Source organism: Streptomyces sp. NPDC031426 (genome assembly GCF_055581585.1).
Window position 1 is genome coordinate 74,973 of sequence record NZ_JBVIJE010000008.1, and the last position, 24,341, is coordinate 99,313.

Annotated in this window: 18 protein-coding genes and 1 pseudogene; 6 read left to right on the forward strand and 13 right to left on the reverse strand. The window is 72.1% G+C overall.

Annotated features, from left to right (window positions below):
* Positions 1-197: 197 nt before the first annotated feature.
* The 3 genes from ACZ5NH_RS18105 to ACZ5NH_RS18115 form a co-directional block, all read right to left on the reverse strand.
* Positions 198-1,661, reverse strand: coding sequence for an MFS transporter (locus ACZ5NH_RS18105; RefSeq protein WP_468776336.1), 1,464 nt, complete (start codon positions 1,659-1,661; stop codon positions 198-200).
* Between the two features lie 79 nt (positions 1,662-1,740).
* On the reverse strand, positions 1,741-2,436 hold the full coding sequence (locus tag ACZ5NH_RS18110) for an HAD family hydrolase (RefSeq protein ID WP_468776338.1): 696 nt from the start codon (positions 2,434-2,436) through the stop codon (positions 1,741-1,743).
* 20 nt (positions 2,437-2,456) lie between these two features.
* Complete coding sequence (locus ACZ5NH_RS18115) at positions 2,457-2,933, reverse strand: Lrp/AsnC family transcriptional regulator (protein ID WP_388629174.1); 477 nt, start codon at positions 2,931-2,933, stop codon at positions 2,457-2,459.
* A 241-nt stretch (positions 2,934-3,174) separates the two neighbouring features.
* On the opposite strand from ACZ5NH_RS18115, the gene ACZ5NH_RS18120 reads away from it, so the two are divergent.
* Both ACZ5NH_RS18120 and ACZ5NH_RS18125 read left to right on the forward strand, forming a co-directional pair.
* On the forward strand, positions 3,175-4,665 hold the full coding sequence (locus tag ACZ5NH_RS18120; RefSeq protein ID WP_468776341.1) for an FUSC family protein: 1,491 nt from the start codon (positions 3,175-3,177) through the stop codon (positions 4,663-4,665).
* Positions 4,666-4,984: 319 nt separating this feature from the next.
* A complete protein-coding gene (locus ACZ5NH_RS18125; RefSeq protein WP_468776343.1) occupies positions 4,985-6,022 on the forward strand; it encodes a lactonase family protein in 1,038 nt (345 codons plus the stop codon).
* A 79-nt stretch (positions 6,023-6,101) separates the two neighbouring features.
* On the opposite strand, the gene ACZ5NH_RS18130 is transcribed toward ACZ5NH_RS18125, so the two are convergent.
* The 3 genes and pseudogenes from ACZ5NH_RS18130 to ACZ5NH_RS18140 form a co-directional block, all read right to left on the reverse strand.
* On the reverse strand, positions 6,102-7,028 hold the full coding sequence (locus ACZ5NH_RS18130; protein ID WP_388629166.1) for a sirohydrochlorin chelatase: 927 nt from the start codon (positions 7,026-7,028) through the stop codon (positions 6,102-6,104).
* A 189-nt stretch (positions 7,029-7,217) separates the two neighbouring features.
* Positions 7,218-8,192, reverse strand: a complete 975-nt coding sequence (locus ACZ5NH_RS18135) for an N-acetylglucosamine kinase (protein WP_468776345.1) — start codon at positions 8,190-8,192, stop codon at positions 7,218-7,220.
* Positions 8,189-8,551 (reverse strand): annotated as a pseudogene (locus ACZ5NH_RS18140) (uracil-DNA glycosylase); the annotation flags it as partial. The pseudogene ACZ5NH_RS18140 and the gene ACZ5NH_RS18135, both read right to left, overlap by 4 nt.
* 223 nt (positions 8,552-8,774) lie before the next feature.
* Between ACZ5NH_RS18140 and ACZ5NH_RS18145 the strand changes: the two are divergent.
* Complete coding sequence (locus ACZ5NH_RS18145; RefSeq protein WP_468776347.1) at positions 8,775-9,452, forward strand: uracil-DNA glycosylase; 678 nt, start codon at positions 8,775-8,777, stop codon at positions 9,450-9,452.
* Between the two features lie 691 nt (positions 9,453-10,143).
* Here ACZ5NH_RS18145 and ACZ5NH_RS18150 read toward each other — a convergent pair.
* The 4 genes from ACZ5NH_RS18150 to ACZ5NH_RS18165 all read right to left on the reverse strand — a co-directional run bounded on the left by ACZ5NH_RS18150 (position 10,144) and on the right by ACZ5NH_RS18165 (position 17,190).
* On the reverse strand, positions 10,144-10,431 hold the full coding sequence (locus ACZ5NH_RS18150) for a hypothetical protein (RefSeq protein ID WP_468776348.1): 288 nt from the start codon (positions 10,429-10,431) through the stop codon (positions 10,144-10,146).
* 273 nt (positions 10,432-10,704) lie between these two features.
* Complete coding sequence (locus tag ACZ5NH_RS18155) at positions 10,705-13,434, reverse strand: caspase, EACC1-associated type (RefSeq protein WP_468776350.1); 2,730 nt, start codon at positions 13,432-13,434, stop codon at positions 10,705-10,707.
* Positions 13,435-13,445: 11 nt separating this feature from the next.
* Entirely contained in the window at positions 13,446-13,802 is a 357-nt protein-coding gene (locus ACZ5NH_RS18160; RefSeq protein ID WP_468776928.1) for an effector-associated constant component EACC1, read from the reverse strand.
* Between the two features lie 454 nt (positions 13,803-14,256).
* Positions 14,257-17,190 (reverse strand): AfsR/SARP family transcriptional regulator, encoded by a 2,934-nt coding sequence (locus ACZ5NH_RS18165; RefSeq protein ID WP_468776353.1) that lies wholly within the window; start codon positions 17,188-17,190, stop codon positions 14,257-14,259.
* A gap of 246 nt (positions 17,191-17,436) precedes the next feature.
* Between ACZ5NH_RS18165 and ACZ5NH_RS18170 the strand changes: the two genes are divergently transcribed.
* Complete coding sequence (locus ACZ5NH_RS18170; RefSeq protein ID WP_451555960.1) at positions 17,437-17,952, forward strand: hypothetical protein; 516 nt, start codon at positions 17,437-17,439, stop codon at positions 17,950-17,952.
* A gap of 276 nt (positions 17,953-18,228) precedes the next feature.
* Here ACZ5NH_RS18170 and ACZ5NH_RS18175 read toward each other — a convergent pair whose 3' ends face one another.
* A complete protein-coding gene (locus tag ACZ5NH_RS18175) occupies positions 18,229-19,317 on the reverse strand; it encodes a WD40/YVTN/BNR-like repeat-containing protein (RefSeq protein ID WP_388629123.1) in 1,089 nt (362 codons plus the stop codon).
* Positions 19,318-19,604: 287 nt separating this feature from the next.
* Between ACZ5NH_RS18175 and ACZ5NH_RS18180 the strand changes: the two genes are divergently transcribed.
* On the forward strand, positions 19,605-20,195 hold the full coding sequence (locus ACZ5NH_RS18180; RefSeq protein WP_468776358.1) for an Rv1733c family protein: 591 nt from the start codon (positions 19,605-19,607) through the stop codon (positions 20,193-20,195).
* A 47-nt stretch (positions 20,196-20,242) separates the two neighbouring features.
* On the forward strand, positions 20,243-20,458 hold the full coding sequence (locus ACZ5NH_RS18185; protein ID WP_468776360.1) for a hypothetical protein: 216 nt from the start codon (positions 20,243-20,245) through the stop codon (positions 20,456-20,458).
* 14 nt (positions 20,459-20,472) lie between these two features.
* Here ACZ5NH_RS18185 and ACZ5NH_RS18190 read toward each other — a convergent pair whose 3' ends face one another.
* A complete protein-coding gene (locus ACZ5NH_RS18190; protein WP_468776363.1) occupies positions 20,473-22,446 on the reverse strand; it encodes a HEAT repeat domain-containing protein in 1,974 nt (657 codons plus the stop codon).
* A gap of 166 nt (positions 22,447-22,612) precedes the next feature.
* On the reverse strand, positions 22,613-24,292 hold the full coding sequence (locus ACZ5NH_RS18195) for a DNA alkylation response protein (protein WP_468776365.1): 1,680 nt from the start codon (positions 24,290-24,292) through the stop codon (positions 22,613-22,615).
* Between the last annotated feature and the right edge of the window lie 49 nt (positions 24,293-24,341).

Consider the following 24,341-nt stretch of genomic DNA (forward strand, 5'->3'; position numbering starts at 1 on the left):
CGGGGAGCGGTTCCGGGCCCAGCCGAGCCCGCCGGCACCGGCTGCGGCGGCACCGGCTGCGCGACACCGAATGCGGCTGCCCGGCAGTCACGCACGGCGCGGATCCATTCCGCTCGTGCCGGTAGCCGCGCCGGTACGCCGCCCACAGGTCGCCGGGACCCGCCACCGCGCCCCGTGCCCCGCCCGGCCACCGTTCCCTACACCGTCTCCCGCGTCGCCTCCCTCTCCTGCGCCGGCTGCTGATGGAGCCGGCGTTCCCGCAGGTCGGCGAAGGCCAGGCAGAGGGCCAGCAGGATGATGCCGACCGAGGTGAGCAGTCCGTACTGGAGTGCGGTGGCGGGGTCGGCGTGGTCGGCCAGGTGGGCGAAATACACCGCGCCCACGACGGCGACACCGGCCGCCGCGCCGATGCGCTGCGCGGTCTGGAGCACCCCGCCCGCGGCCCCGCCCCGCCGGACCGGCACGAGGGACAGGGTGAGCGTGGTGTTGGGGGAGATGGTCAGGCCCGAGCCGATGCCGGCCACGAGCAGCGGGAACGCGGCCGCCCAGGCCACGCCCCGCCCCGGTACCCAGTGCACGGCCGCGATGGCGCCGCACATGCCCGCCGCCACCGTGCACAGCCCGGCGATGACCAGCTTGCGCCCGAAACGCACCACCAGGCGGCCGCCCGCGGCGGCACCGGCCGCCGAGCCCGCAGCGAACGGCATGGACGACAGGCCCGCCGCCAGCGCGCCGTAACCCATGCCGTTCTGCAGGAACAGCGTGTAGACGAAGAACAGGGTCGTGAAGCCGCCGAAGTACACCAGACTCAGCAGCGCGCCCAGCGAGAAGGAGCGCAGGGAGAAGAGCCGCAGGTCGACCAGGGGCGCCAGGCCGCGCTGCCCCTGGCGCCGTTCCCACGACCAGAACGCGGCCAGCAGCCCGGCGCCCAACGGGAGCAGGGCCCACTTCAGCCGTCCGTGCCACTGCTGTTCCTGCACCAGGGGCAGCATCAGGGCGAGCACACCGGAGCCGAGGAGCAGGACCCCCGGCACGTCGAAGCACTCGCGCTTGCCCGGTGAGCCGGGGGAGCGGGGCAGCAGCCGCAGCGCCGCGCAGAAGGCGGCCACCCCGATCGGCAGGTTGACGTAGAACACCCAGCGCCAGCCGTCGGGGCCACCGGCCGCCTGGATCAGCAGGCCGCCCGCGAGCGGGCCGACCGCCGTGGAGATGCCGATGGTGCTGCCCATCATGCCGAACGCGCGCGCCCGCTCCGCGCCCTGGAACATCTGCTGGATCAGCGCCGAGGTCTGCGGCGCGATCAGACCCGCCGAAGCCCCCTGGACCAGCCGGAACAGCACCAGCCAGGCGGCGCCGGTGGACAGCCCGCAGGCCGCCGAGGCGAGAGTGAACAGCGCGAGCCCGGTCAGGAAGGTCTGGCGCCGTCCGCGCATGTCACCGAGCCGCCCCGCCGGGACCAGGGCCAGACCGAGGGTGAGGGCATAGCCGGACATCACCCACGACAGCTCGGCCGTGCTGGCGTCCAGTCCGCGCTCCACCGAGGGCAGCGCCACGTTCACGATCGAGGTGTCCAGCAAGGTCATGAAGGCCGCGGTCAGGCAGACGGCGAGCGCCTTCCACCGTCGGTCGTGCGGGGCCGGCCCGCCCCGGTCTGTGGTCATGGGATCACGCTAGGCAGCCACGGCCGCCCGCGCACGGCAGGAACGCCCAAAGCAGGACGGGGCCGGCCCGGCGTGCTGTTCAGCGGGACCGCGCCATGGCCCGGAGCCACGCGTACGCCGACTGCGCCGTGAACTCCGTCTGACCCCCGCGCAGCAGAAGGGCCGCCGTGGCGAATTCGGGCAGGCCGGCCTGGGCGGCCATGTACGGGACGGCGATGCAGCGCATGCCGGCCGCGTGGGCGGCGGCCGCGCCCGGTGCCGCGTCCTCCAGGACCACGCAGTCACCGGGGTCCGCGCCGAGTCGCCGGGCCGCCTCCAGCAGCACATCGGGGGCGGGCTTGCCGCGCGGCACCTCCTCGGCGGACACCACCGTGCGCAGGTAGGTGCCCAGTCCCGTGCCCGAGAGGATCGCCTCGATCGCCTCCGGGGAGGAGCCGGACGCGACCGCCATCGGTACTCCGTCGGCGGCCAGGAGCTCCACGAACTTGCGCATCTCCGGGTACACCGGCGTACGGGTGCGGGCGATCTCCAGGTAGCGCCGGTTCAGCTCGGCGAGCAGGTCCTCGGCCGGCGCGCTCAGGCCGTAGCGCTCCTTCCAGAGCCGCGTGGCGTCCCGGTTGCCGATGCCGACGTAGGCCTCGTTGTCCGCCCAGGTGAAGTCCGGGACGCCCTGCCCGGCCAGGGTCTGCCGGCTCGCCTCGTAGTAGTTCGGCTCGCTGTCCACCAGCGTTCCGTCGAGATCGAAGATGACCGAAAGGCCGCCGAGATCGCTCATGCGCCCCAGCATGCCAAGCGTCAGGCGCGCGCCGCCCGGCCGATCGACTCCACCAGGGGCAGCAGCCGGTGCGGGACGCGCTCGCGCAGCGCCACCTCGGTCCGCGTGCGCACCACGCCAGGCAGGCTGATGAGCTTCTGGATGACGTCCTCCAGATGGGCGTTGTCCCGGCCCACCACCCGGGCGAGCAGGTCGCCACCGCCCGTGATCGAGAACGCCTCCACGATCTCCGGCACGGCGGCCAGCGCGTCCCCGACGTCGTCCAGATGGCCCTGGGTGACCTCGATGTGCACGAACGCCAGCACTGGATGGCCCAGGGCGGCGGGGGAGAGGGAAGGGCCGGTGCCGGTGATCACGCCGTCCCGCTCCAGTCGGTCGAGCCGGGCCTGGAGCGTGCCGCGGGCGACGCCGAGGATGCGGGCGTACTCGCGCACGCTGGTGCGCGGCTGTTCCAGGAGCAGTCGCAGGATGCGGGTGTCGAGTTCGTCCACGGACATGATGGACGACTGTACCAATGGCTCAGCGGACCCATCTGTGTCTGTGCCGTCCGACCTGGTCCGTTGGTCCTCGGCGCCATGCGGATACCCGGGTGTCACTGGTCCAATGGCACAGCGATTCGGGTCACACTTGAGCCAGTGACCTCGGTGATGCTCTCATGGACAGGTCGATGGCGCTGCGGACCCCCGCGGCGCCTTTTCTGTGCCGGTGTTCCATCCGGTTTCCATGGGGAGGGCAGCAGTGCTGAAGAGGATGTTCGTGGCTCCGGACCCGGGACGGGCGCGGTTGCGCTTCGCCGCGCGGGCCGTCCTCGGCATCGGCCTCGCGGTCGTCGTCTGCCTCCTCGCCGGTCAGTCCGTCATCGGGGCGGTCACCGGCGGGCTCGCGGCCCTCCTCGCTCTGTTCACCGTCGCCGACCCCACCGTGCGCGGGCAGGCCGTCACCACCGCGTTGCTGCCCACCGTGGGCGTGCCGGTGCTCGCCGCCGCGGCCGAGCTGCACGCCGTGCCCGTGGCGCGCGACCTCGTCTTCCTGGCCGTCGTCGGCGCCGGGGTGTACGCGCGCCGCTGGGGACCGCGCGGGCACAGCCTCGGTGTGTTCGCGTTCATGACCTTCTTCGTCGCCCAGTTCCTGCACGCCACCCCCGCGCAGCTGCCCGAGCTGTACGTCGCCGTCCTGCTGTCCGTGCTCAGCGCGGCCGTGGTGCGCTTCGGCGCCTGGTGCTACGAGCGCCGGCTGCCCCCGGCCGCCGTACCCGCCCCGCCCGCCGGGCGCGGCCTCGCCCGGGTCACCACGCGGCAGGCCGTCCAGGCGACCGCCGGCGCGGGCTTCGCGCTGGTCGTCGGGCAACTGGTGTCCGGACAGCGCTGGTACTGGGCCGTCGGCGCCACCTGGTGGATCTTCGTCAACACCGCCTCGCGCGGTGAGACCCTGGTACGCGGCTTCCGCCGGGTACTCGGCACGGTGATCGGCATCTGCCTGGGCTTCCTCGTCGTCGTCCCCGTGGGTGGTGCGCCGGTCCCGACGGCGGTCCTGGTCGCCGTCGCCGTCTTCGGCATCTTCTACACGGCCGCCGTCTCGTACACCTGGATGATGCTCTGCGTGACCCTGCTCGCCGAACTGCTCTACGGCCTCCTCGGCGTCCTGAGCCCCGGCCTGCTCGCGCTGCGTCTCGCCGAGACCGGCGTGGGTGCGCTCGGCGCCGCGCTCGCCGTGCTGTTCGTCCTGCCGGTCACCACCCACGCCATCACGGACGCCTGGATCCAGCGGGCTCTGCGCTGTGTCCACACCTGTACGGCCGAGGCGGCGGCCCGGCTCGCGGGCTCCGCCACGGCGGACCCGGCGCCGTGCGTCGCCGAACTGGAGCAGCTGCTCGGCCGGGTGCGGCTGGCCGTCGCCCCGCTGGTGCATCCGCTGAACCCGATGCCGGCGCGCAAGCGGCGCGCCCGCCGGGTCCTCGCGCTCCTCGACGACTGCGCCCGTGAGGTGCGTGGCCTGGTGGCGGTCGCCGCCGACCCCGAGGCCTCGCACGACGCCCGCCTGGCCGCGGCCTGCTGGCGCGTGGAGTCCGCAGTCGAGGCGCTCACCGCGGGCCGGCTGGAGCATGTCGGCAGCCCCGCCGAGCCTCCCGCCGAACCCGCCCTGGCCCACCTGCACGGCCTGGAACGCGCCCTCGCCGACCTGGCCGAGCCCCTGCGGGCCCCGACCCGGTCGCGCCTGGTGGGGGCCTGAGCTGGGTCATGCCGGAGCCGTGGCGGGTCGCTGCGTGGGGGTGGTGGCTGTGGGGGGCCTGAACTGCGCCGCTTTGTGGCGGCGGTAGGGAGCCTGCCGACCCGGCCTCGCCGCTGGACCAGCCGCGCGAGCGCGCTCGGATCGCTCCGGTGCGGCCTGTGATGGCAGAGGCCAGTGGGGCACGGACGCGCGCCTGCGAGGCAACAGCACCGTCTCGCCGAGGAAAAGAACCGCCGACAACGCCCGCCTCTTGGTCTAGACCGCCCGTGATCGGCTGCTACCGTCGGCCGCGGACGGGCACGACCGAGAGGGGACAGCGGTGGCACAGGACGACAGGTCCGGCAGGCGCCGGGCGTTCATCGGCTCGTTCACGGCGGCCGGCGGCCCCGGCCTCGTGACCGCCGAGGTCGCGCCGAAGGGTGGCGCCCTCCTCCTCGGCACCGCGGTGAACGACGTACCCGACCCGTCCTACCTCGCCCTGTCCCCGGACGGGCAGACGCTCTACACGGTCAGCGAGACGGCCGAGGGCGCCGTCGCCGCCTACCGTGTCGAAGACGGCCGGCCGGAGCTCGCCGGGCCGCCCGTGCGGGTCGACGGCAGCGGACCGACCCACCTCGACCTGTACGCCGGCCATGTGCTGACCGCCAACTACGGCTGCGGCAGCATCACCGCCGTACCCGTGCGTCCGGACGGCTCGCTCGCCGCCAAGCCCTCCGGGCGGCTCCAGCACACCGGCTCCGGCCCGCACGACCGGCGCCAGCGCGGTCCGCACGCCCACCAGGTGCAGCCCGACCCGAGCGGCCGGTGGGCCGTCAGCGTCGACCTCGGCACTGACTCGGTGCGGATCTGCACCCTCGACGGCGGCGTCCCCGCCCTGCACCGCGAGTTCGCCCTGCGCCCTGGCTGCGGCCCGCGCCATCTGGCCTTCCATCCGGACGGCGCGCACGTCTACGTCGTCAACGAACTCACCCCCACGGTCACGGTGTGCCGCTGGGACGCCGAGGCCGGCTCGCTCAGGCCGCTGGCCGAGGTCCCCGTGCTGCCCGGCGCCCCGGCCGGCGACGCCTATCCGTCCGGGATCGTGGTGTCGCCCGACGGCCGCTTCGTGTGGACCGCGACCCGCGGCGAGGACGTGCTGTCGATCCTCGCCGTCGAGGGCGAGGCGCTCCGGCTCATCGGCACGGTGCCCTGCGGCGGGCACTGGCCGCGCGCGCTCGCCCAGTACGACGGCTTCCTCTACGCGGCCAACGAGCGGTCCGGCGACGTGACGTGGTTCGCCGTGGACGAGGCGACGGGGCTGCCCCGTTACGAGGGCGCGGTACCGGTCCCCGCGGCCTCCTGCGTCGTCTTCGGCTGAGCTCGCGAGGAACGGGCGTACCGGCAAGGCGAAGGGCCCGCTCCGGGGTGCGGAGCGGGCCTGTGTCGTACGGCGTGGGTCAGCGGACCGGCATGCCCTGCGGCTGCTGCGGGGCGATGCCCAGCGTCGTCGTGTACTTGGCGAGGGCGAGCTTGCCGATCGCCGGGTACGCGCCGAGCGCCTCGGCCGTGGCGCAGCCCGCCTCCTCGGCGGCCGCCGCCAGCAGCGCCGGGTCGATCTCCGGGCCGATCAGGTACGGCGCCAGGGCCAGCTGCTGCGAGCCCGAGGAACGCAGCTGCTCGGCGACGGAGGAGATCGAGCCCTCCTGGTCCAGGGCCGCCGCCATCACCGGCACGGCCAGACGCGCGGCGAGCAGCATGCCGGTGATCCCGGCCGCCTGCACGGCCTCCTCGCCGCCCACGGACGCCAGGATGATGCCGTCCGCGGCGGTGGCCACGGTGAACAGCCGTGCGCGGTCGGCACGGGCCAGCCCCGCCTCGGACAGCCGCACGTGCAGGGCCTCGGCGAGCAGCGGATGCGGACCGAGCACATCGGTCAGATCGGCGGCGACCCGGCTGTCCATCACGGACTGGCGGATCTGCCGCAGCAGGGAGCTGTCCGGACCGGCCAGCAGCGGAACGACGACGGCGACCGGGCCGTCGGGCTCCTTGACGCCCTCGACCCCGGCGGCGACGGCCTGCTCATAACGGGCCGTGCGCTCCTCGGCCGCGCGCTCGAGCACGGACCGCAGCGTGGGGAACTCGGTGTCGTCCCCGTCCAGGTATCCGATCCGGGCGTCCAGGCCGGGCAGCTCGGAGCGGGCGATGCTCACGACCTCCTCGGCGAGGGCGCGGGTGGCGGCGCTGGGCGCACCGGGCACCGCGAGGGCGAGCGCGGGCGCACCCTCGGGAGCCACCAGCGGTTCCGGGCGGCGGTGCCGTCCGGGCTGGCGGGGTCGCGGCATTCGTACTGGCAGGCCGGACTCGGGCCCAGTGGGGGTGCTCATGGCGCCGCATGTTACTGGCTTCTCGGGTTACTCCGTTCGGGGAGGGTGCAGGTGAGAGGTATCCGTCCGGTTTTGTCTGATGAGTTACGCGGTGGCGACACATGTTGCGGGCACGTGCCGGGAACATGGGCCGACAAAGCGGTGACTAGGAGGAACAATCCGCTTTTGCGGCGAACCTGATCGGGAACCTCAACCTCCTTGTGCGGGGACCTCGTAGAGCATGGTGGGTTCACCCGGCAGGGTGAGCCGGCCGGCCGCCAGGTCGCCCGCGATCCGTACCGAGCCGTGCAGGGGGTCGCCCTCCGCCGGCACCTGCCGGGCGTGCGGCAGTCTGCTCGCCAACTCCTGCCGCAGGGGCGCGAGCAGTGGCTCGCCCAGCCTGAACAGGCCGCCGGTCAGCGCCACTCGAGGCTCCCCGTTCGCCGGGCACACGGCCGCGACGGACTCGGCCATGTGCCGGGCCGCGGCGCGCAGGATGCCCGCGGCGACCGGGTCGTGTGCGGCGCACGCGGCCACCCGGGGGGCGAAGGAGGCCAGTACGGCGGGCCGGTCGGAGCGCGGGTAGAGCCGGCCCGGCAGGGCGCGCGCCTGGCCGAACTGCTCCTCCGCGCAGGCCAGCAGCGGTGCGGAGCCGCCGTCCCGGCCGTCGTGGGCGCGCAGCGCGGCCTCCAGGCCGGCCCGCCCGATCCAGGCGCCGCTGCCGCAGTCGCCGAGCAGATGGCCCCATCCGTCGGCCCGGCGCCAGGCCGTGAGGTCGGTGCCGACCGCGATCAGTCCGGTGCCCGCGGCGAGCACCGCGCCCCGACGCGGGCCGAGGGCGCCGACGTAGGCGGTGACGGCGTCGGCGGCGAGCGCCACCCGCCGTACGCCCAGCTCGCGGGCCAGGGCGTCCGGCAGTTCGGCGCGCAGGGCGTCGCCCAGGGTGGCGAACCCGGCGGCGCCGACGACGGCCGTCTCCAGCACGTCCACTCCGGCCTCCGCGGCGGACGCGCGGGCCAGCGGGACGAGCCCGGCCATCAGATGACCGGGATCGATGCCCCGTTCGCCCGTGCGGACCGGTTCCCGCGACTCGCGCCGTGCGGCGGGCGGCCGACCCGGCACGCCGACGGCGACCCGGAGACCGGAGCCCCCGGAGTCCACCGCCAGATAGCCGGGGACGGTCACGGCAGTCGCCAGTCCACCGGCTGTCCGCCCTGCCGGATCAGCAGGTCGTTGGCCTGGCTGAACGGCCGTGAGCCGAAGAGCCCGCGGTCGGCCGACATCGGCGACGGATGCGCGGACTCCACCGCCGGCAGCCTGCCCAGCAGCGGACGCAGATTACGGGCGTCCCGGCCCCACAGGATGGAGACCAGCGGCTTGCCGCGCGCCGCCCGGGCCAAGATCGCCTGCTCGGTGACCTCCTCCCAGCCCTTGCCGCGGTGGGCGCCGGGGCTGCGCGGAGCCGTGGTCAGCGCCCTGTTGAGCAGCAGCACGCCCTGCTGGGTCCACGGTGTGAGGTCGCCGTTGGCCGGCTGGGGCAGGCCCGTGTATCGGGCATGAGGGGCTGACCAGGCGTGATGACTGTGACGGAGTGGCTGGATCACTGGATGCAACAGGCTCCCCTCCTTCCCGGTGACCGGCTGCGTGATCTGCTCGACCGGTTCGAAGATCTCGACGAGGAGGAAGAGTAGCGCCAGGAGCGGCGGCCGTGCGTGAGGGCTTATGTGTTGTGCCGGGGCACGGCACCCACCAGTAGAGTGAGGCGCCGTGGCACCACGACCCTTGCATGAACTTGTCGAAGCAGGCTGGGCGAAGGCTCTTGAACCTGTGGCTGAACGCATCGCGGCCATGGGGGACTTCCTCCGGGCCGAGATAGCGGCGGGCCGGACTTACCTGCCATCCGGGGCGAATGTCCTGCGGGCCTTCCAGCAGCCCTTCGATGACGTCCGTGTCCTGATCGTGGGGCAGGATCCCTACCCCACACCCGGGATGGCCATCGGACTGAGTTTCGCGGTCTCGCCCGAGGTGCGTTCGTTGCCGGGGAGTCTGGAGAACATCTTCCGGGAGATGCACACCGACCTGGGGCTGCCCAGGCCGTCGAACGGTGACCTGACGCCGTGGACGGAGCAGGGCGTGCTGCTGCTCAACAGGGCGCTGACCACGGCTCCGCGCAGCCCCGGCGCCCACCGCGGCAAGGGGTGGGAGGAGGTCACCGAGCAGGCGATCCGGGCCCTCGCCGGGCGCGGCAAGCCGCTGGTATCCATCTTGTGGGGGCGTGACGCGCGCAATCTGCGGCCGTTGCTGGGGGATCTTCCGGCGATTGAGTCCGCGCACCCGTCGCCGATGTCGGCGGACCGGGGCTTTTTCGGCTCGCGTCCGTTCAGCCGCGCCAACGATCTGCTGCTGCGGCAGGGTGCCCAGCCGGTGGACTGGCGACTGCCGTAAGCCCTGGTGCGTGCGACGGCTCGGAGGATGGCGGCCCCTTCCCTGAGATGCCGAGGGGCGCAGGGGTTTCGTTGGGCGTGGGGCATGGCTCAGGTTGAGTGCGAGCCATCGCCCGCCGTACCTCAGAAGAGTCGCCGACGCGTTCTCGATGACCTTGCATGTGTAGTGCGTGGCGACTCTCGAACCCATCACCAAGGGCTTCTGACGCGTAAATAGCTCCAGCTCAGGGCCTTTTATGTATGGTTGAGCGCCCGGCGGTCACAGATTGCCGGGCGCTCGCCCGTGGCAGGTCAGGCTGCTCCCTCCATCGGGTTGAGGTGACGGTGTAGCGGAGCTGGTTGAGCTGGGCGATGGCTCGGCGGATGGCGTGTTCGGGGTCGCGATGGGCGAAGTAGGTGCCGCCGAGCTCGTGGTAGGGGACCTGCGCCAAAGTCCGACCCGCGGAAAGATCCACACCCAAGCCCCCCTCCGCCTGGCGCGCCACCGCATCACCGTCCTGTTCGCGATGCTCCGCGACGGCACCTTCTACGAACCACGAGGCCCCGAAACTGCCCCCGCGTGATATTCACGCTTGACGAGGGACATCGAGGCACTCCCCAGGAACCGTGGAAGTCCGGCGCGGCCGCAGCCGCAGCGACACGCCACGGCCCCACCCGGCAACGGCGGGGACAAACGGCATGAACCGATGACCTCAACCGGCACCGATCAAACATGAAGGATCGAGGTCAACATCCACCGCGGCGCGCGTCGCCAATGCGGTGCACAACGCCCGTGCGCGCGCCGTATCCCCGGGTTCTTCCTGAAGCCGGATCAGCTCCGCCTCTCCGGAGCTGACAGCCGGCGCCTGCGCGGATGCGTCGTGGCCGTGCCCGAACGGGCGGCGAACCAGCGAGGTGAGCGCCACCCACGCCTGGCGGCCGAGCGCACCGCCAGCGCCTGCTGCCAGTTCCGCGAGCAACGCCGCCGACACCGGATCCATGCCCCCACCGCCCTCAGCGCGTCCTGCCCGACCAGGACTGGACACGCTGCCCGCGCGGCGATGCCCCACGGGAGGTAAGTGCGGAATTGGTGCATGCTGTGGCCGCTCACCAGCCGCACCGCGTAGCGGACCTGCTCGTCCGGGCCGAGCACTGCATCCCCGGAGGGCGGCGCAGGTATCCCATCGGCAGGGCGACGCCCAGCTCGCCGCGGCGGGCCCACGACCATTGCATGAACTTGTTGAAGCAGGCTGGGCGAAGGCTCTTGAACCCGTTCACCCGCCTCTGGCGAGGCGGTGGAGGATGTCCCAGCCCTTGTGTGTGATGCGGGGATTGTGTCGGCCCAGCAGGTGATCTTGATTGAGTCGAGTGACCGCCTGGCAGGTCTTGGAGCCGTAGTAGCTCTCGCGAACCAGCTGATCGAGGTATCCGGCCCGTTTCAGGAGACTCTGCAGTCGCTCGACGTCCGCGTGGACACGGCCAGGCACGAGGCGCCGCGGGAACGGTGGGACCATAAAATGCCTGCGGTCGGACTGGAGGGGAATGCTGAGGGCTTGCCCCTCATAGAGGGTGTATGGGGCTCGGAGGGTGTTCTCATCGATGATTCCCGCTTGGCGCACACCGTAGCGCTTTGCGATGTCAAAGACGGATTCATCGCGTTTGACGACATACATCACGTGCGTGTGTGGCGATGGCTGGTAGGCGAAGCGCTGGCGCGGCCACCACGGCCACCAGGGCTCCGCGGGCTTGCCCTCAGTCCGCGCGGCGCGCAGGAGGTCGGCGAAACCCTCTGTACGGGAGGCCCGTTGCTCCAGATACCGTGCGCAACCGATCTGCGAACGCTCCTCCAGCCCGATGACGAGATGTGCCTGTGCGGCCGTACTCCATTCGGAGACGACCGCCCGGAGGACCTTGTTGGACAGAGTGTTGGCCTCTGCCTTTTCCAGGCTGTCCACCATCGTGACCACCTGGTGGGCGGGACGGTCGGTAATGCTGAGCAGCAGTTCCGACTTGTGTGGAAGAGAGCGCTCCAGCGCCACGGCCAGTCGGGCAAGGTCGCTGGGCGGCCGCGTCTGCCAAAGTTCGGGCAGCTCGGCGTCGCTGAGGAACCGCGACCCGGCGTGGTCCAAGTGGCGGAGCATGCCGGCGGCGTGGCCCACGGGACGATGGAGGCTTAGCCAGAAGATACGGTCCGCCGGTCCGTCGTGTCCTGCGGCGTCCAGCTTGGTCACCAGGTAGGCGGCCTGGCTGGGTGAACACGTTCGAGCGGCGTCATCCAGTAGTTCTTCCATCGCCTGGTCGGCGATCAGTTCGGTGAGGTGCGAGGTGATGGAGGCGAACTCCTCGACTGTCCGCTTCCGCGCCGTGTGCACTGCTGCCTCCAGCGCGTGCTGGTGCTGGCCGACCGCCAGCAGATGCGCGATGAACTGGGAGACGTGCTCTGTGGGCCAGTGCTGCACTGCCAGGTGCCGGGCAGTGGCAGCGGCGTTGACGAGTTGGTTCGACTGCAAGGCGGCGACCAGCTCCGCCAGGTGGTGGGGGCCGCGCTGGCTCATACCGACCGCAAAGATCTGTCGCGCTTCGTGTTCGTGCCCTTCCCGCACGAGGACGGAGATCATCTCGGCAGCGTCGATCGCGCTGCGTTTCGCCGCGACGATCTGGGAAAGGAGGGCTGCGGTGTCCGGCATGTCGTCGACGCACAAAGGCAGGAACAACGCCGTGATGTCGGAGACGGCACGGCGCTCGGCGACGGACCGCGCGACCTCGGTGAGAAGATGGGGCAGCTCGCCATGGGCGAGCTCCTGTATCAGCTGGAGAGTCTCTGCTACGTCCCTGGTCAGTGCGAAACCCGTGAGGAGCGCCCGCGCGTGTTCGGCGAGGTCCGCGCGGCACAGAGCCTCGGCGAACTGGACAGCCTGCTGCGTCGGCTGTAACCGTACGGAAAGCTGCAGCAGGCTGACGACGCACTCGTCTGCGGACATTGCGTGCAGCAGGTCCACTAGATGTGCGGTTTCCTCCACCGGCCGGGTCAGGAACAGGGTCGGCAGCGCGGCCTCGGCTAGGGCACGATGGCCCGCCGCGAAGAGAGCAGCTAGGAACGGGGCGAGTTCGGTGACCGCTCGTACCTGGAGGGCCGTACGGACGAGGTCGCTGGCGGTGGCTGAGCGTTTCTCGCTCAGCAGGCCCACCGACGTCACTAGCTGGGCGACCGTCGCGGTGCGCGGCGTTGACTCCAGGACATGCAGCATGTCGTGGTGGGCACCGGCCGGGGGCGCGGCAGGCACATAGGCGCTGTTGCGGATGAAAGGGGTGGCGCCTAGGCCGTTGCGGTCCAGGTCCAGCGGCGTGGGCCGACTCCGTGCCTTCAGCCGCCCCCGTACATGGCGAAAGATGACATTCAGGTCGAGCAGTTCGCCCGCGCCCGGCACGCCCCCGCTCAAGGTCTCGATGAGTTCGGCAGTGAAGGCCGTGTAGGTTTCCCCTGGTGGCGCGAGAGCCACGGCCGTTTCTCCCGCCGCGGCCATGACATAGGTACCGTCCACCTCCGCGAGGTCGATGACTGACTCGGACTGGACGCCGAACGCCCGCGCGCCGTAGCAACAGTCCAGGATGACGATACGTCGGGCCGCTCCAGTTGACTCGATGGGGCGTCTGATCCAGTCGTAGGGGACGGCCGTGTCGTAGACGGAGGCGCTGTCGCTCTGCGGGATGGCCAGGTGCAGGTCTCCCTTGTCGTCGAGGAGACCGTGCCCGGCGTAGTAGATGAGCAGTGTGTCGGTCGCCTCTCTCGCGGCCTTCTGCACGGCCCTCGACACCTCGACGGTGGTGGCGGGGTCGACCAGAGCGATGCAGTTCTCCGTGCGAAACGGCGCGACGGGCCCGCACAGCAGAGCCCTCAGCGCGGGTACGTTTGCCTGTACGGCGGGCAGATCATCGAGGTGGGAGTAGCTGCCAGTACCGACGAGCACTGCACGTGAACGTTCCGGGCAGGGAAGGTAGTCCACGGTTAGCGCGCCTAATCGAGCTCAAGCCGTTCGAGGAGCACCCGCGCCTCTTCCACGGAGCTGGTGTTGATCTCTACGGTTACTCCGTCGGGCCGGCGAACCGTCAGGATGGGGTGCTGCGGTCGTGTGGCGCGCCAGCTCAGGAGGCTGACCGCCAACGAAGCGGCGCTGAAGGTCGAACCGAGCACAAGCGAGAGAACGTCGATCACCGAGCCCTGTGCACCCGGTACCGGCGGGTCCACCGCTCCCAAGTGCGGGGCCGCGAGGCGCCTCGTCTGCCTGTCTGTTTGAAGCCAACCGTGCAGCGATCTCAACTCGGCCTCAGTTTGAAGGCCGTTCAGCCCTACAACACCAACTTGGACTTGCATAATCGCCCCTCTCTCGGCACAGCCTTCATTGTCCAAAAACGTCGCTCCTGACACGACGGTTCCCCGCGGGCCAAGATCGGCGGCGGGCGGAGCACAGCGTGTTCATGGGTGCGGCCCCTTGAGGCGGGGTTCTCCGCGGGATGGCAAGACCTCGCCGCAGACACCTCCACTGGCATGAGTCGCCATCAGGCGCTGTCCACGGGGCGCTGGCGCGTTCCCGCGCCAAAAAACCGCATCGACGATTGGCGGGGTCCACCCGGTCTCTGCCTGCTCCCCGGCCCGTCGCCTCCCGTCCGATCGCGGACACCGGCTCGGCGGAACTCTGCACGAGTACCACCATGCCGCGTGACCACGTATCGGAGCCGCGGAGGAAGCGCAGCATCTGGTCGGGCCCGACGGGGCCTTCGAAGCTCTGGGGCAGCGCAGGCGAGATGGCACGGCGAACCCGGCCAGGTCACGGCGACGACGGTGGCGGTGCAGTCCTGGTCAGGTGCATGTCACCTATGGTCTGCCATAACCGCTGCGCCCGCTCGCGGTGCCGGCGCGCCAGGTCGTGGAAGCCGGCGGCGGCGTCCAGGTCGCCGATCAGCTGCCAGCACGCGGCCTCGTCGTGGCGGTCGCCGTGCCGGTGGAACACGTCCGCCGCGCGCTCCAATGCCGGGCTCGCCCGATCCCGGTCGTGCCGGCCGGCGTAGACGCGGCCGACTTCCAGCAGCGTGTACGCGGCGCACCGCTCGTCGGCCAGTTCCTCGAAGGTGGCCAACGCCTGCCACAGGCAGCGCAGCGCCTCGTCCGGATCACCGCGCCGATCGTGCAGCCGGCTGAACCGTCGCAGCACGACCGCCACCCGATGCCCGTCGTCGAGCGCCCTGGCCTGGCGCAAGGCTTCGCTGAACCAGGACTCCGCCTCGTCGAGTTCGCCCTGCATGAGCCGCATCACGGCCATCGAGCAGAACAGGTGCGCTTCGAGGCGCCGGTCGCCCTCACCGACCGCGAGGGCCAGCGCCTGCTCGATACGATCGGCGGCTTCGTCGTAACGGCCCTGCACCCGGCTGACTGTACTCAGCATCGCCATGGACAGCGCCGCGCCGCGCTTGTCCTGGCCGTCCTGGCACAGTCCGAGGGAGGACTGCAGGGTACGGGTCGCCGCGTCGAACTCGTCCCGGTAGATGTGCAGCTGGCCAAGACCGCGCAGCAGCACCGATGCGCCGCGCATGTTGCCGGCGGCCTCGGCAGCCTCCAACGCGAGCCGGTGCCCGTGCTCCCAGTCCTGATACAGGCACCGGTGGTCGTAGTAGGTCGCCGGGCCGGCCGCCAGCTCCCAGGCCAACTCGTCCAGTCCCCAGTCCACGGCCAGTTTCACCGCGCCGAGCAGGGTGTCGCGTTCCGCGTCGAACCAGCCGACCGGGTCGGCCATCAGCCGGTCCACGACCGTGTCGGGCAGCGACAGGCGCGGCGCCGAACCGGGCGCGGCGGCCAGAAGCCCGGCCGGCAGCCGATCGGTGCCGCGCCCGGCCAGATCGAGCCAGGCGGACAGTACCCGGACGATCGCGTCCCGCTTGTCCGCCACCGGAAGCTGGGCGGCGATCTCCACGGCGCAGGTCCTGATCAGGTCGTGCAGCCGGTAGCGCGGCTGGCCGATGGTGTCGGTGGTGGTGAGCCGTACCAGGCTGGCGTCGACGAGGGTGTCGAGCACCTCCTCGGCGTCGAAGCGTTCCAGCAGCGGGCCGACCACCCAGCCGGGCAGTGTGTAGGGGCCGAGCAGGCCCAGCAGACTCAGCGCGCGCACCGCGTCGGCCGGCAGCAGCCGCAAGCTCAGTTCGACGCTGGCTCGTACGCTTAGATCCCCGATCCTCAGCTCGGCCAGCCGCCGGGACTCGTCCTCGATCCGTTCCCGCAGCACCGCCAGCGACCACGCCGGGCGGCCGGTGAGCTTGGCGCCTGCGATCCGGATCGCCAGCGGCAGGTTGCCGCAGCAGTCGAGGATCGCGTCGGCCTCCGCCGGTTCCTGCTCGACCCGCCGCCGCCCGACGATGCCGGTGAACAACTCCCGCGCCTCTGCCGGGGTCAGCACGTCCAGGTCGATGTGCCGGGCGCCGGGAAGTTGCGTCAGCAGTGCGCGGCTGGTGATCAGCACGGCACAGCCGTCGGCCCCGGGCAGCAACGGCAGTACCTGGTCGGCGTGACCGGCATCGTCCAGCACCACCAGCATCCGGCGGTCCGCCAGCAACGACCGGTACAGCGCGGCCCGCTCGGACAGGCCGTTCGGGATCGCGCTGCCGGCGATCGAGAGTGCGCGCAGCGCCTCGGCCAGCATCTGCGCCGGGTCCCGCGGCTCGTCCGACGTCCCGGCGAGGTTGAGGTAGAGCTGGCCGTCGGGGAACGTGGCGCTCGCCAGCCGAGCGGCGTGCGTCACCAGAGAGGACTTGCCGACACCGGGACCGCCCACGATGACGGCCACCGCGGCCCGGTTCGGCGCCGTCCCGTCGAGTAATCGGGCGACCTCGGCCAGCACGTCGGCCCGGCCCACGAAGTCGGGTACATCGAGCGGCAGTTGACGCACCGGCATCGCCATGATCGGTTCGGTGGCCGCCGTGCCCGGACTTGCCGGTCGTGTGTCCGAGGGACCGCTCGCCGGGACCGGAGCCGCCAGGGCGGGATCGGCGGCCAGGATGCGCAGATGCAGCGCCTGGATCGGCGGGGTGGGGTCGACGCCGAGTTCGCCTGCCAGCGTCCGGCGCAGCCGCTCGTACACCTGCAGCGCCTCGCCTTGTCGCCCGCACCGGTAGAGGGCGACCATCAAGTGTTCGGCGACCTTTTCGTCGTAGGGGTGCTCGCGGAGCAGGGCGGTCAGTTCTTCGATGACCTCACGATGATGCCCCAGGTCGAGTTCGATGCTCAGACACAGTTTGTGCGTGGCCGCGCGCTTCTCGTTCAGCCGTGCCGCATCGAGCTCCAGGACCCGGCTGGAGATGTCGACCAGGGCGTTGCCGCGCCAGCAGGTCAGCGCGCGCCGCAGCGCGACAGCCGTCTCGAACGGGGCCGTGTGCCGTTCGGCGAGGTGCCGCTCGTGATCGAACTCCAGTAGGTCGAGCTGACCCGGCGCCAAGTGGATCTGGTAGCCGCCGCGCCGCGTGCTGATCAAGGAGCCGGGTGCTCCGCACGCGGCGAGGTTGCGGCGCAGCCCGGAGAGAGCGTCCTGGACCTGACGGACCGCGGTGGCGGGTGCTTTCCCGTCCCACATGACCGCGACGAGCCGCTCCATGGCGACGAGGTTGTTGGCGTCGACCAGAAGCGCGGCCAGCATCTTGGCCTGCCGCGGTCCGGCTAATCGGACCTCGCGTCCCGTGATCTGGGCGCGTAACGGCCCCAGCACGCCGAATCTCATGCTCCCCCCAGCACGTCACGATCAGCGCCGATCCCTTGGCTGACCTGGCACTAGGACGAATCTAGGACGGCCGACGGATCCGTGTCCATAGCGTCACGGTGGGTCACTCAGCCATTCCTGCGCAACGAAAGGAACAGCAAGGAAACGTTCGGTCAAGGCAGCAGTGGTGGCCGCGACGATGGCCGTCGCCACCGCTCATTGGTCTCGCGAACTACGCGAAAGCGTCGACACTGGAAGGTACCCCCCATGAGTCTCAAGAAGGCACTCACCGTCTCGGCAGCCGTTGCGGCCTCCCTGGCCGGTAGCCTCCTCACGGCGTCAGGCGCCCATGCCGCCACCCCGTCGTCCAGCACCCACGTCGTCGCCCCGGCATACAGCGCATATGCGTGCCGGTCGTGGACCACCGGCAACTACGCGTACGTCACCAACAACATCTCGATCGACTCCTGTTACTGGGTCGAGAACAACGGATACACCATGTCCGCCACGATCCCGTTCCAGAACTACTCCGGCACCGGCGTGTGGTACTGCGCGCACGCGATCAACGTCAACACCGGCGGCTGGGCTCACGACTTCGGCTGTGGTTCCGGGGTCTCCACCGGCCAGGGCTCCACCACGGCGGGGACCGGTGGAGGGGGGGCCGGGTACAGCGAATACTGGAATGCGCCGGCGGGCACCTACGTGGTCTCCACCGGGTTCTGGCTGAACGGCAAGTACTACGGCGACGTACAGAGCCCGAGGACCACCATCGGAGCGCACTAGTCCATCGGGGCCGAGCGGCTGCCGGTGCGAGGCGCAAGACCGGTGGCCGCCCGCTCCCTCCGGGTTCGGCTGCGGGCGTGGCCTGCCGGGCATGGTCGTGGCGTTCCATTGTGCCGTCGGCGGCGGGGTGCCACGCACAAGGCCGGCCTCGCTGAGGAGCGTCCGCCGGCGTGGGTGGTGTCGGCGGCTGGAGCGTCACCCTGCTGCCGTACCCGGCCCGTTGATCGACCGATGGCCGAAGCCCGACGGAGGCGCCCCGCGGCCCGCGGACGTGGCTCAGCCGATCACCGCCGCCCGCACGCACAGCACGTCCGGCAGATGCGCCGCCAGTTGCTGCCAGCTGTCGCCGTCGTCGGCCGAGGCGAACACCTCGCCGTTGCGGTTGCCGAAGTAGACACCCGCCGGGTCGGCGTCGTCGGTGCACAGGGCGTCCCGCAGCACCGTGCCGTAGTGATCCTCCTCGGGCAGACCCTTGGCCAGCGGTTCCCAGGTACGGCCCGCGTCCGTGGTGCGGAAGACCCGGCAGCGGTGCCCCGCGGGCACCCGGTCCGCGTCGGCGTTGATCGGGAAGACGTAGGCCGTGTCGGCCCGGCGCGGATGCGTGGCCACCGCGAAGCCGAACGTGGACGGCAGATCCGCGCCGATGTCCGTCCAGTGCGCGCCCGCGTCGTCGCTTCTGTACACCCCCCAGTGGTTCTGCAGATACAGCCGGTCCGGGTCGCCCGCATCCTTGGCGATCTTGTGCACGCACTGGCCGAACTCCGGGTTAGGGTCCGGCAGGAACACCGCGGACACACCGGAGTTGGACGGTGCCCAGCTCGCCCCGCCGTCGCTGGAGCGGAACACCCCGGCCGTCGAGACGGCCACGGTGACCGCCTTCGGGTCGCGGGCGTCGGTGACCACGGTGTGCAGACCCTCACCGCCGCCGCCCGGCACCCACTGCGAGCGCGTCGGATGCTCCCACAGCGGCCGGACCAGCTCGAAGCTCTCGCCGCGGTCCTCCGAGCGGTACAGCGCCGCCGGTTCCGTGCCCGCGTACACCACGCCGGGCTCGGCGGCGGCCGGGTGCAGTTGCCAGACGCGCTCCAGGGAAGCGCCGGTGTCCTTGGGGAACTTGACGGCCGGCTGCGGCGGTTCGGTCCAGGTGCGGCCGAGGTCGTCGGAGTGGAAGACCGACGGGCCCCAGTGCGCGCTGTCGCCGCCCACCAGCAGCCGCGGCCGCCTCTCCCGGGTGTCGATCGCGACCGAGTACACCGCCTGTGCGTTGAAATACGGACTGTCGTCGAACTCCCAGGTGCCGCCACCCCTGCGCCGCCCGATGAACAGGCCTTTGCGGGTGCCCACCGCCAGCAGTACCTCGGTCATGCCGATCACCTCCGGGACGCCTTCGTCCAGGTAGTCGTGAGACAGGTTGTCGTCGGTTATCGGCCAGTGTGCACCCCACCACTGACAGTCTCCCCGTGTGTGCTCCTTTCGCAGGTCACGGCGGTGTCGTCGGCCGGTCACGGAGGCCGGCCCGGGCCCGTTGCGGCATGCGCCTGCGCTGGGCACGTGTCTCGTGCGACCGTCGGGGAGACGGCTCGTCGTGAGCAGCGGAGCGATCTCCCGCGTATGGGAGGGCGGTCCGGCCGGTCGGTGCGCTCGTGAGGAGGATGCCTTTGAAGGCGTTCCGTGGTCCGAAGGTGTGGCTGTGGCGCTGGCGGCGCAATCCGCTCAAACGCCGGGCCGATGTCGTGGAGGCCTGGGTGCTGCTCGGCGCCTGGCTGCTGACCGTCATGGCGGGGATCTCGGCCGGCCTCGTGGCGGCCGGGTCGGTGGAGCACGGACTCGCGAGGGAACGGGCGGCCTGGCGTCCCGTCGTTGCCCACGTGGTGGGGCGGGCCCCTGGAAGGTCCCCCGTGCACCGCCACGCCTCCGCCGGTGAACGCGTCTGGGCCAAGGTGGGCTGGACCGTGGCCGACGGCTCCACCCACACCGGACAGGTCCGGGTCGAGCCCGGCAGCAAGGCCGGCACGCCGGTCACGGTCTGGACCGACCCGCAGGGCCGACTCGTCGACCGCCCCGCCTCCGCCTCCGAGGCCGCCTTCCGGGGCACCCTGATCGGCTGCCTGGTGGGCGTGAGCGCGGCGGCCGTCCCCTTCGCCGTAGGCCTCGCCCTGCGCGGCCGGCTGGAACGCCGCCGCATGCACGCCTGGGACACGGAGTGGGCACGGCTCGGACCCCAGTGGGGACGGATGGTCTGACCACGCCGGCGGCCTCCGGTCCCCCCTGCCGGGGACCGGCGCCGACTGTGATCCATCCCGCGCAGGCCGAGGACCCGGAGCTCCGGGCCCGGTTTCGGCGCGTGGTGCTGCTGTCCGTCCGGGTGCGGGGAGCCGTCTGCCCGAAGCCGATGGCCGAGGACCGGCGCAACCCTGCCTGGAACCACACACGCTGGAGCGTCACCCTCCACGAGACGAGCAGCCGCGTCCCCGCATGCATCGGCTCGGACGAGTGCCCGCCGTGACACCCCTGCACCGTCTACACCGTCGCCAGCACCTCCCGGCACGCGCCCAGCAGGGCCTCGTCCTCCGGTATGCCCTGCCCGCTGCCTGCGTCCACATGAGCCAAGTGGCGGCGCGGGGCGGCCAGTTCCGCTGCCGCGAGGTGCCGTAACGGCTCGGCGGCCGGGCCCATCGCGGTCAGGCACCGGGCGATCGGACGGCGGGTGTGCGGGTCCTGTGCCCAGGCCTGCTGGAACACCGGCAGAACCGGCTCCGGATCCGCGTCGATGCGCCACAGCGCGCACGCGGCCGCCACCCGCTCCCGTGCGAGCCGCGATCGGGTCATACGGCGCAGCGCGGGCCGCGCGGCCCGCCCGGCCGGGCCCAGACGGCCGAGCTGTACGGCGGCCGCGCGCCGGCTCACCGGATCACTCCGGCCCAACTCCCGCAGCAGCACGGGGAGTACGGCGGACGGGTCCCGCTGCGCCGACCAGAGCGCGCCGGCCGCTGCGGCGGCATGCCGGGTGCGCAGGAGCGCGCGGAGGGCCGGTACCGCCCGCGCGGTGGCGCCCAGCAGCTCCAGTGTTTCGATGGCCCGGCCCGTGACCGTGTCGTCCCGTGCCCCCGGTCCGCCGCGAGCACCCGACAGCAGTCGCAGCACCTGCGGAACGGCCTCCTCGTCCCCCATGGCGCCGACCGCCGCCAGCAGCGGGGCGGCGACGGGGGAATCCGGCGGAATCCGGCCGAGTCGATGCCGCACCGCGGGGGCGAGCGGGGCCGCGGCGGCACCCAGGTGGGCCAGCTCGAACCCCAGGTCCACCGGTGCGGCCGGGCCGGCCAGCAGATGGGCCAGGGGTGGGACCGCGCGCGGATCGCCGGCCCTGGCCAGCGCCCTGAGCGGACCGCCCAGCGTGCAGGTGCCGCGCTCCACGCGGTGCGTCCACAGGTCGGGGCGGGCGCACACGAGGGCGTGCAGGTCGTCCGCGGCGGGCGCGGCCAGCGCCCACAGCTCCGCCAGCACGGCGACCGCCGCGTCCCGCAACCAGTCATGTTCCGTGCCCAGTTGAGCCCCGAGCAGCCGGACCGTGCCGCGGTGGTCGGCGCGCCAGCCGCGCAGCAGCGCTGCCGCCATCCAGACGCCATGGCACCGGTCCACCGGGTCCGGGCCGGTCAACTGCCCGTCGAGGAGCGCGATCCGGTCATCAACGCGGTCGCCGAGCGCGGTGTGCAGGGTACGCAGCAGCCGGGAGCCCTCCTCGTCGGACGGGCGCAGCCGCCGTATGCGCCCGACGAGGGAGTCGGCGGCGCGGGGCTCGGTGATCCGGGCCCGGTGCGCGGAGCGCTCCCGCAGCAGCCGCACGGCCGTCGGCACCAGGTCGGCGGGCAGCCGGGCGGGCGCGACGAGCGCGAGCTGACCGAGTGCGGCGAGCCGCAGCCCCGGTGCGTAGGGCGGTGCGCTCTGTTCGGCCAGGAGGTCCACCGCGGCGTCGGCGTGCGCGGGGTGCCGGCGGACGAACAGGGCGAGCGCCTCCGGAAGGGCGAGCAGGACGCGGTCGTCCCGCTCGGCCCGCAGCCGCTGCCGTAACAGGTCCAGGACCCGGGCCGGCGCGGGCAGGAAGTGCACGAGGGCCGACGCGGTCGCCCGGCGCACCGCGGGGTCCGGGTCTCCGACGAGCCGGACGAACACCTCGGCGCCCGCGCACACCGCCTCCCGTGCGCGTGGGTCCCCGTCCGCGGTGTCCGCGCCGATGCCGACCAGCAGTTCCACGATGCCGCCCCGGTCCGGCACCTCCTCGCGGGCCGCGAGCGAGAGCAGGAAAGGGACGCAGGCCAGCGTCGAGTCGTACACACACCCCTGGTCGTGCAGCGCGCCGTACATCCCGTCGAGCGCGGTCGCCCGCTCGGCGGTGTCGGCGGACGCCAGCGCCCGTAACCATCCGGGCACGTCCTCCGCGCTGCCGTGCGCGTGCCGCAGCGAGGCCCAGTCGACCTCGTCGATCCCCGTGAACACGTTGTCCTCCCGAGACGAGTGCCACCTGATCGCGAGTGTGCACCACGACACTGACAACGGTCCGGAGCTGCGCGCTGACTGTGTGCGATCCGTCGGCTGTCACCGGCCAGGGCGCGAGCCGCCCGCGCCTGCCGCCGAGAGGAGCACCGGCGCCCGGTGGGAGGGGTCAGTTCCGGCCGGGGAGGGCCCGCTCCAGGATCGTGTCGAGGTCGGTCCCGGCGGACAGCGTGCCGAACGCGTGCCCCCAGTCACCGCCCAGCCGGCTCGCGCAGAAGGCGTCCGCCACCGGGTGCGGGGCGTGTCGTACCAGCAGAGAGGCCTGGAGGGCGAGCGCCATCCGCTCGACCAGACGGCGGGCGCCCACCTGGTCCGTTTCGGCCAACTGGTCCTTGAGTGCGGCGACCGCCGTGTCCAGGCGGGCGTCCGCCCCGCGCGCGAGGGCGAGTTCGGCGAACAGGGCCTCGGCGGTGTCCGGTTCGCGGCCGAGGGCGCGCAACACGTCGAGCGCGTTGACGTTGCCCGAGCCCTCCCAGATCGACAGCAGCGGAGCCTCCCGGTAGTGCCGCGGCATGCCGGAGTCCTCGACATAGCCGTTGCCGCCCAGGCACTCCAGGGCCTCGGCGGTGAACGCCGGGCCCCGCTTGGTGACCCAGTACTTGCCGACGGCGGTGGCGATCCGCCGGAACGCCCGCTCCCCGGCGTCCCCGCGCACCGCGCGGTCGGCCGCGCCGGCCAGCCGCAGCGTGAGGGTCGTCGCCGCCTCCGACTCCAGCGCCAGGTCGGCCAGGACGTTGCGCATCAGCGGCTGCTCGATCAGCCGGGCACCGAACGCGCTGCGGTGCCGGGCGTGATGACCCGCCTCGACCAGCGACTTGCGCATCAGCGTCGCCGAGGACATCACACAGTCCAGCCGGGTGCAGTTGACCATCTCGATGATGGTCTTGACCCCGCGCCCCTCCGGCCCGACCAGCCAGGCCACCGTCCGGTCGAACTCCGGCTCCGAGGACGCGTTGGAGCGGTTGCCCAGCTTGTCCTTCAGCCGCTGGATGCGGAAGGCGTTGCGGCTGCCGTCCGGCAGAACGCGCGGCACCAGGAAGCACGACAGCCCGCCCGGGGCCTGTGCGAGGACCAGGAAGACGTCGCACATCGGCGCCGATGTGAACCACTTGTGCCCGCGCAGCGTGTACAGACCGGGCTCCCCCGTGGGCGTGGCCACGGTGGTGTTCGTCCGGACGTCCGACCCGCCCTGCTTCTCGGTCATGCCCATGCCCGCGAGAAGGCCCGGCTTCTCGGCCGGCACGCGCAGCTCCGGGTCGTACTCCCGGCTCGTGAGCAGCGGTTCGTAGACCTTGGCCAGATCCGGCTGTGCGCGGAGCGCGGGCACGGCGGCGTACGTCATCGACGTCGGGCAGCCGTGCCCGGCCTCCGTGTGCCCCCACACCAGCCCGCCCGCGGTACGGACCACATGGGCGCCGGGCCGCTCGTCCGCCCACGGGGCGCCGGCCAGGCCCTCGGCGACCGCCGTGCGCATCAGGTGGTGCCAGCTGGGATGGAAGTCGACCTCGTCGATCCGGTGGCCGTAGCGGTCGTGGGTACGCAGGACCGGCTCGTGCCGGTTCGCCAGCTCACCCCACTCCTGCGCCTCCGCGCTGCCGGCGCGCGCCCCCAGCCGCCGGATGTCCTCCTCGGCCCAACCGGCGCCCTCCCGGCGCAGTCCCTCCAGCAGGGCCCGGTCGTCGGAGGCGTCGTACGGGGCCAAGGGCGGGGCCTGGTTGGTGACGTCGTGCGTGGCGTACTGCGGCTGGGGCTGCGGCGGCGCGGGCGACTGCGCGGGAATCGAGACCATGGAAGCATGTTGCACTCTTCCTGCGGTCGTAGCAATACTGCAACAAGAA

Excerpts from the sequence above, each read along its gene's own strand:
- ACZ5NH_RS18150 (WP_468776348.1), bottom strand. The coding sequence starts at position 10,431 with ATGGATCCGGTGTCGGCGGCGTTGCTCGCGGAACTGGCAGCAGGCGCT.
- ACZ5NH_RS18115 (WP_388629174.1), bottom strand. The coding sequence starts at position 2,933 with ATGTCCGTGGACGAACTCGACACCCGCATCCTGCGACTGCTCCTGGAA.
- ACZ5NH_RS18110 (WP_468776338.1), bottom strand. The coding sequence starts at position 2,436 with ATGAGCGATCTCGGCGGCCTTTCGGTCATCTTCGATCTCGACGGAACG.
- ACZ5NH_RS18195 (WP_468776365.1), bottom strand. The coding sequence starts at position 24,292 with ATGGTCTCGATTCCCGCGCAGTCGCCCGCGCCGCCGCAGCCCCAGCCG.
- ACZ5NH_RS18105 (WP_468776336.1), bottom strand. The coding sequence starts at position 1,661 with ATGACCACAGACCGGGGCGGGCCGGCCCCGCACGACCGACGGTGGAAG.
- ACZ5NH_RS18165 (WP_468776353.1), bottom strand. The coding sequence starts at position 17,190 with ATGAGATTCGGCGTGCTGGGGCCGTTACGCGCCCAGATCACGGGACGC.
- ACZ5NH_RS18180 (WP_468776358.1), top strand. The coding sequence starts at position 19,605 with ATGCCTTTGAAGGCGTTCCGTGGTCCGAAGGTGTGGCTGTGGCGCTGG.
- ACZ5NH_RS18160 (WP_468776928.1), bottom strand. The coding sequence starts at position 13,802 with ATGCAAGTCCAAGTTGGTGTTGTAGGGCTGAACGGCCTTCAAACTGAG.
- ACZ5NH_RS18130 (WP_388629166.1), bottom strand. The coding sequence starts at position 7,028 with ATGAGCACCCCCACTGGGCCCGAGTCCGGCCTGCCAGTACGAATGCCG.
- ACZ5NH_RS18170 (WP_451555960.1), top strand. The coding sequence starts at position 17,437 with ATGAGTCTCAAGAAGGCACTCACCGTCTCGGCAGCCGTTGCGGCCTCC.
- ACZ5NH_RS18175 (WP_388629123.1), bottom strand. The coding sequence starts at position 19,317 with ATGACCGAGGTACTGCTGGCGGTGGGCACCCGCAAAGGCCTGTTCATC.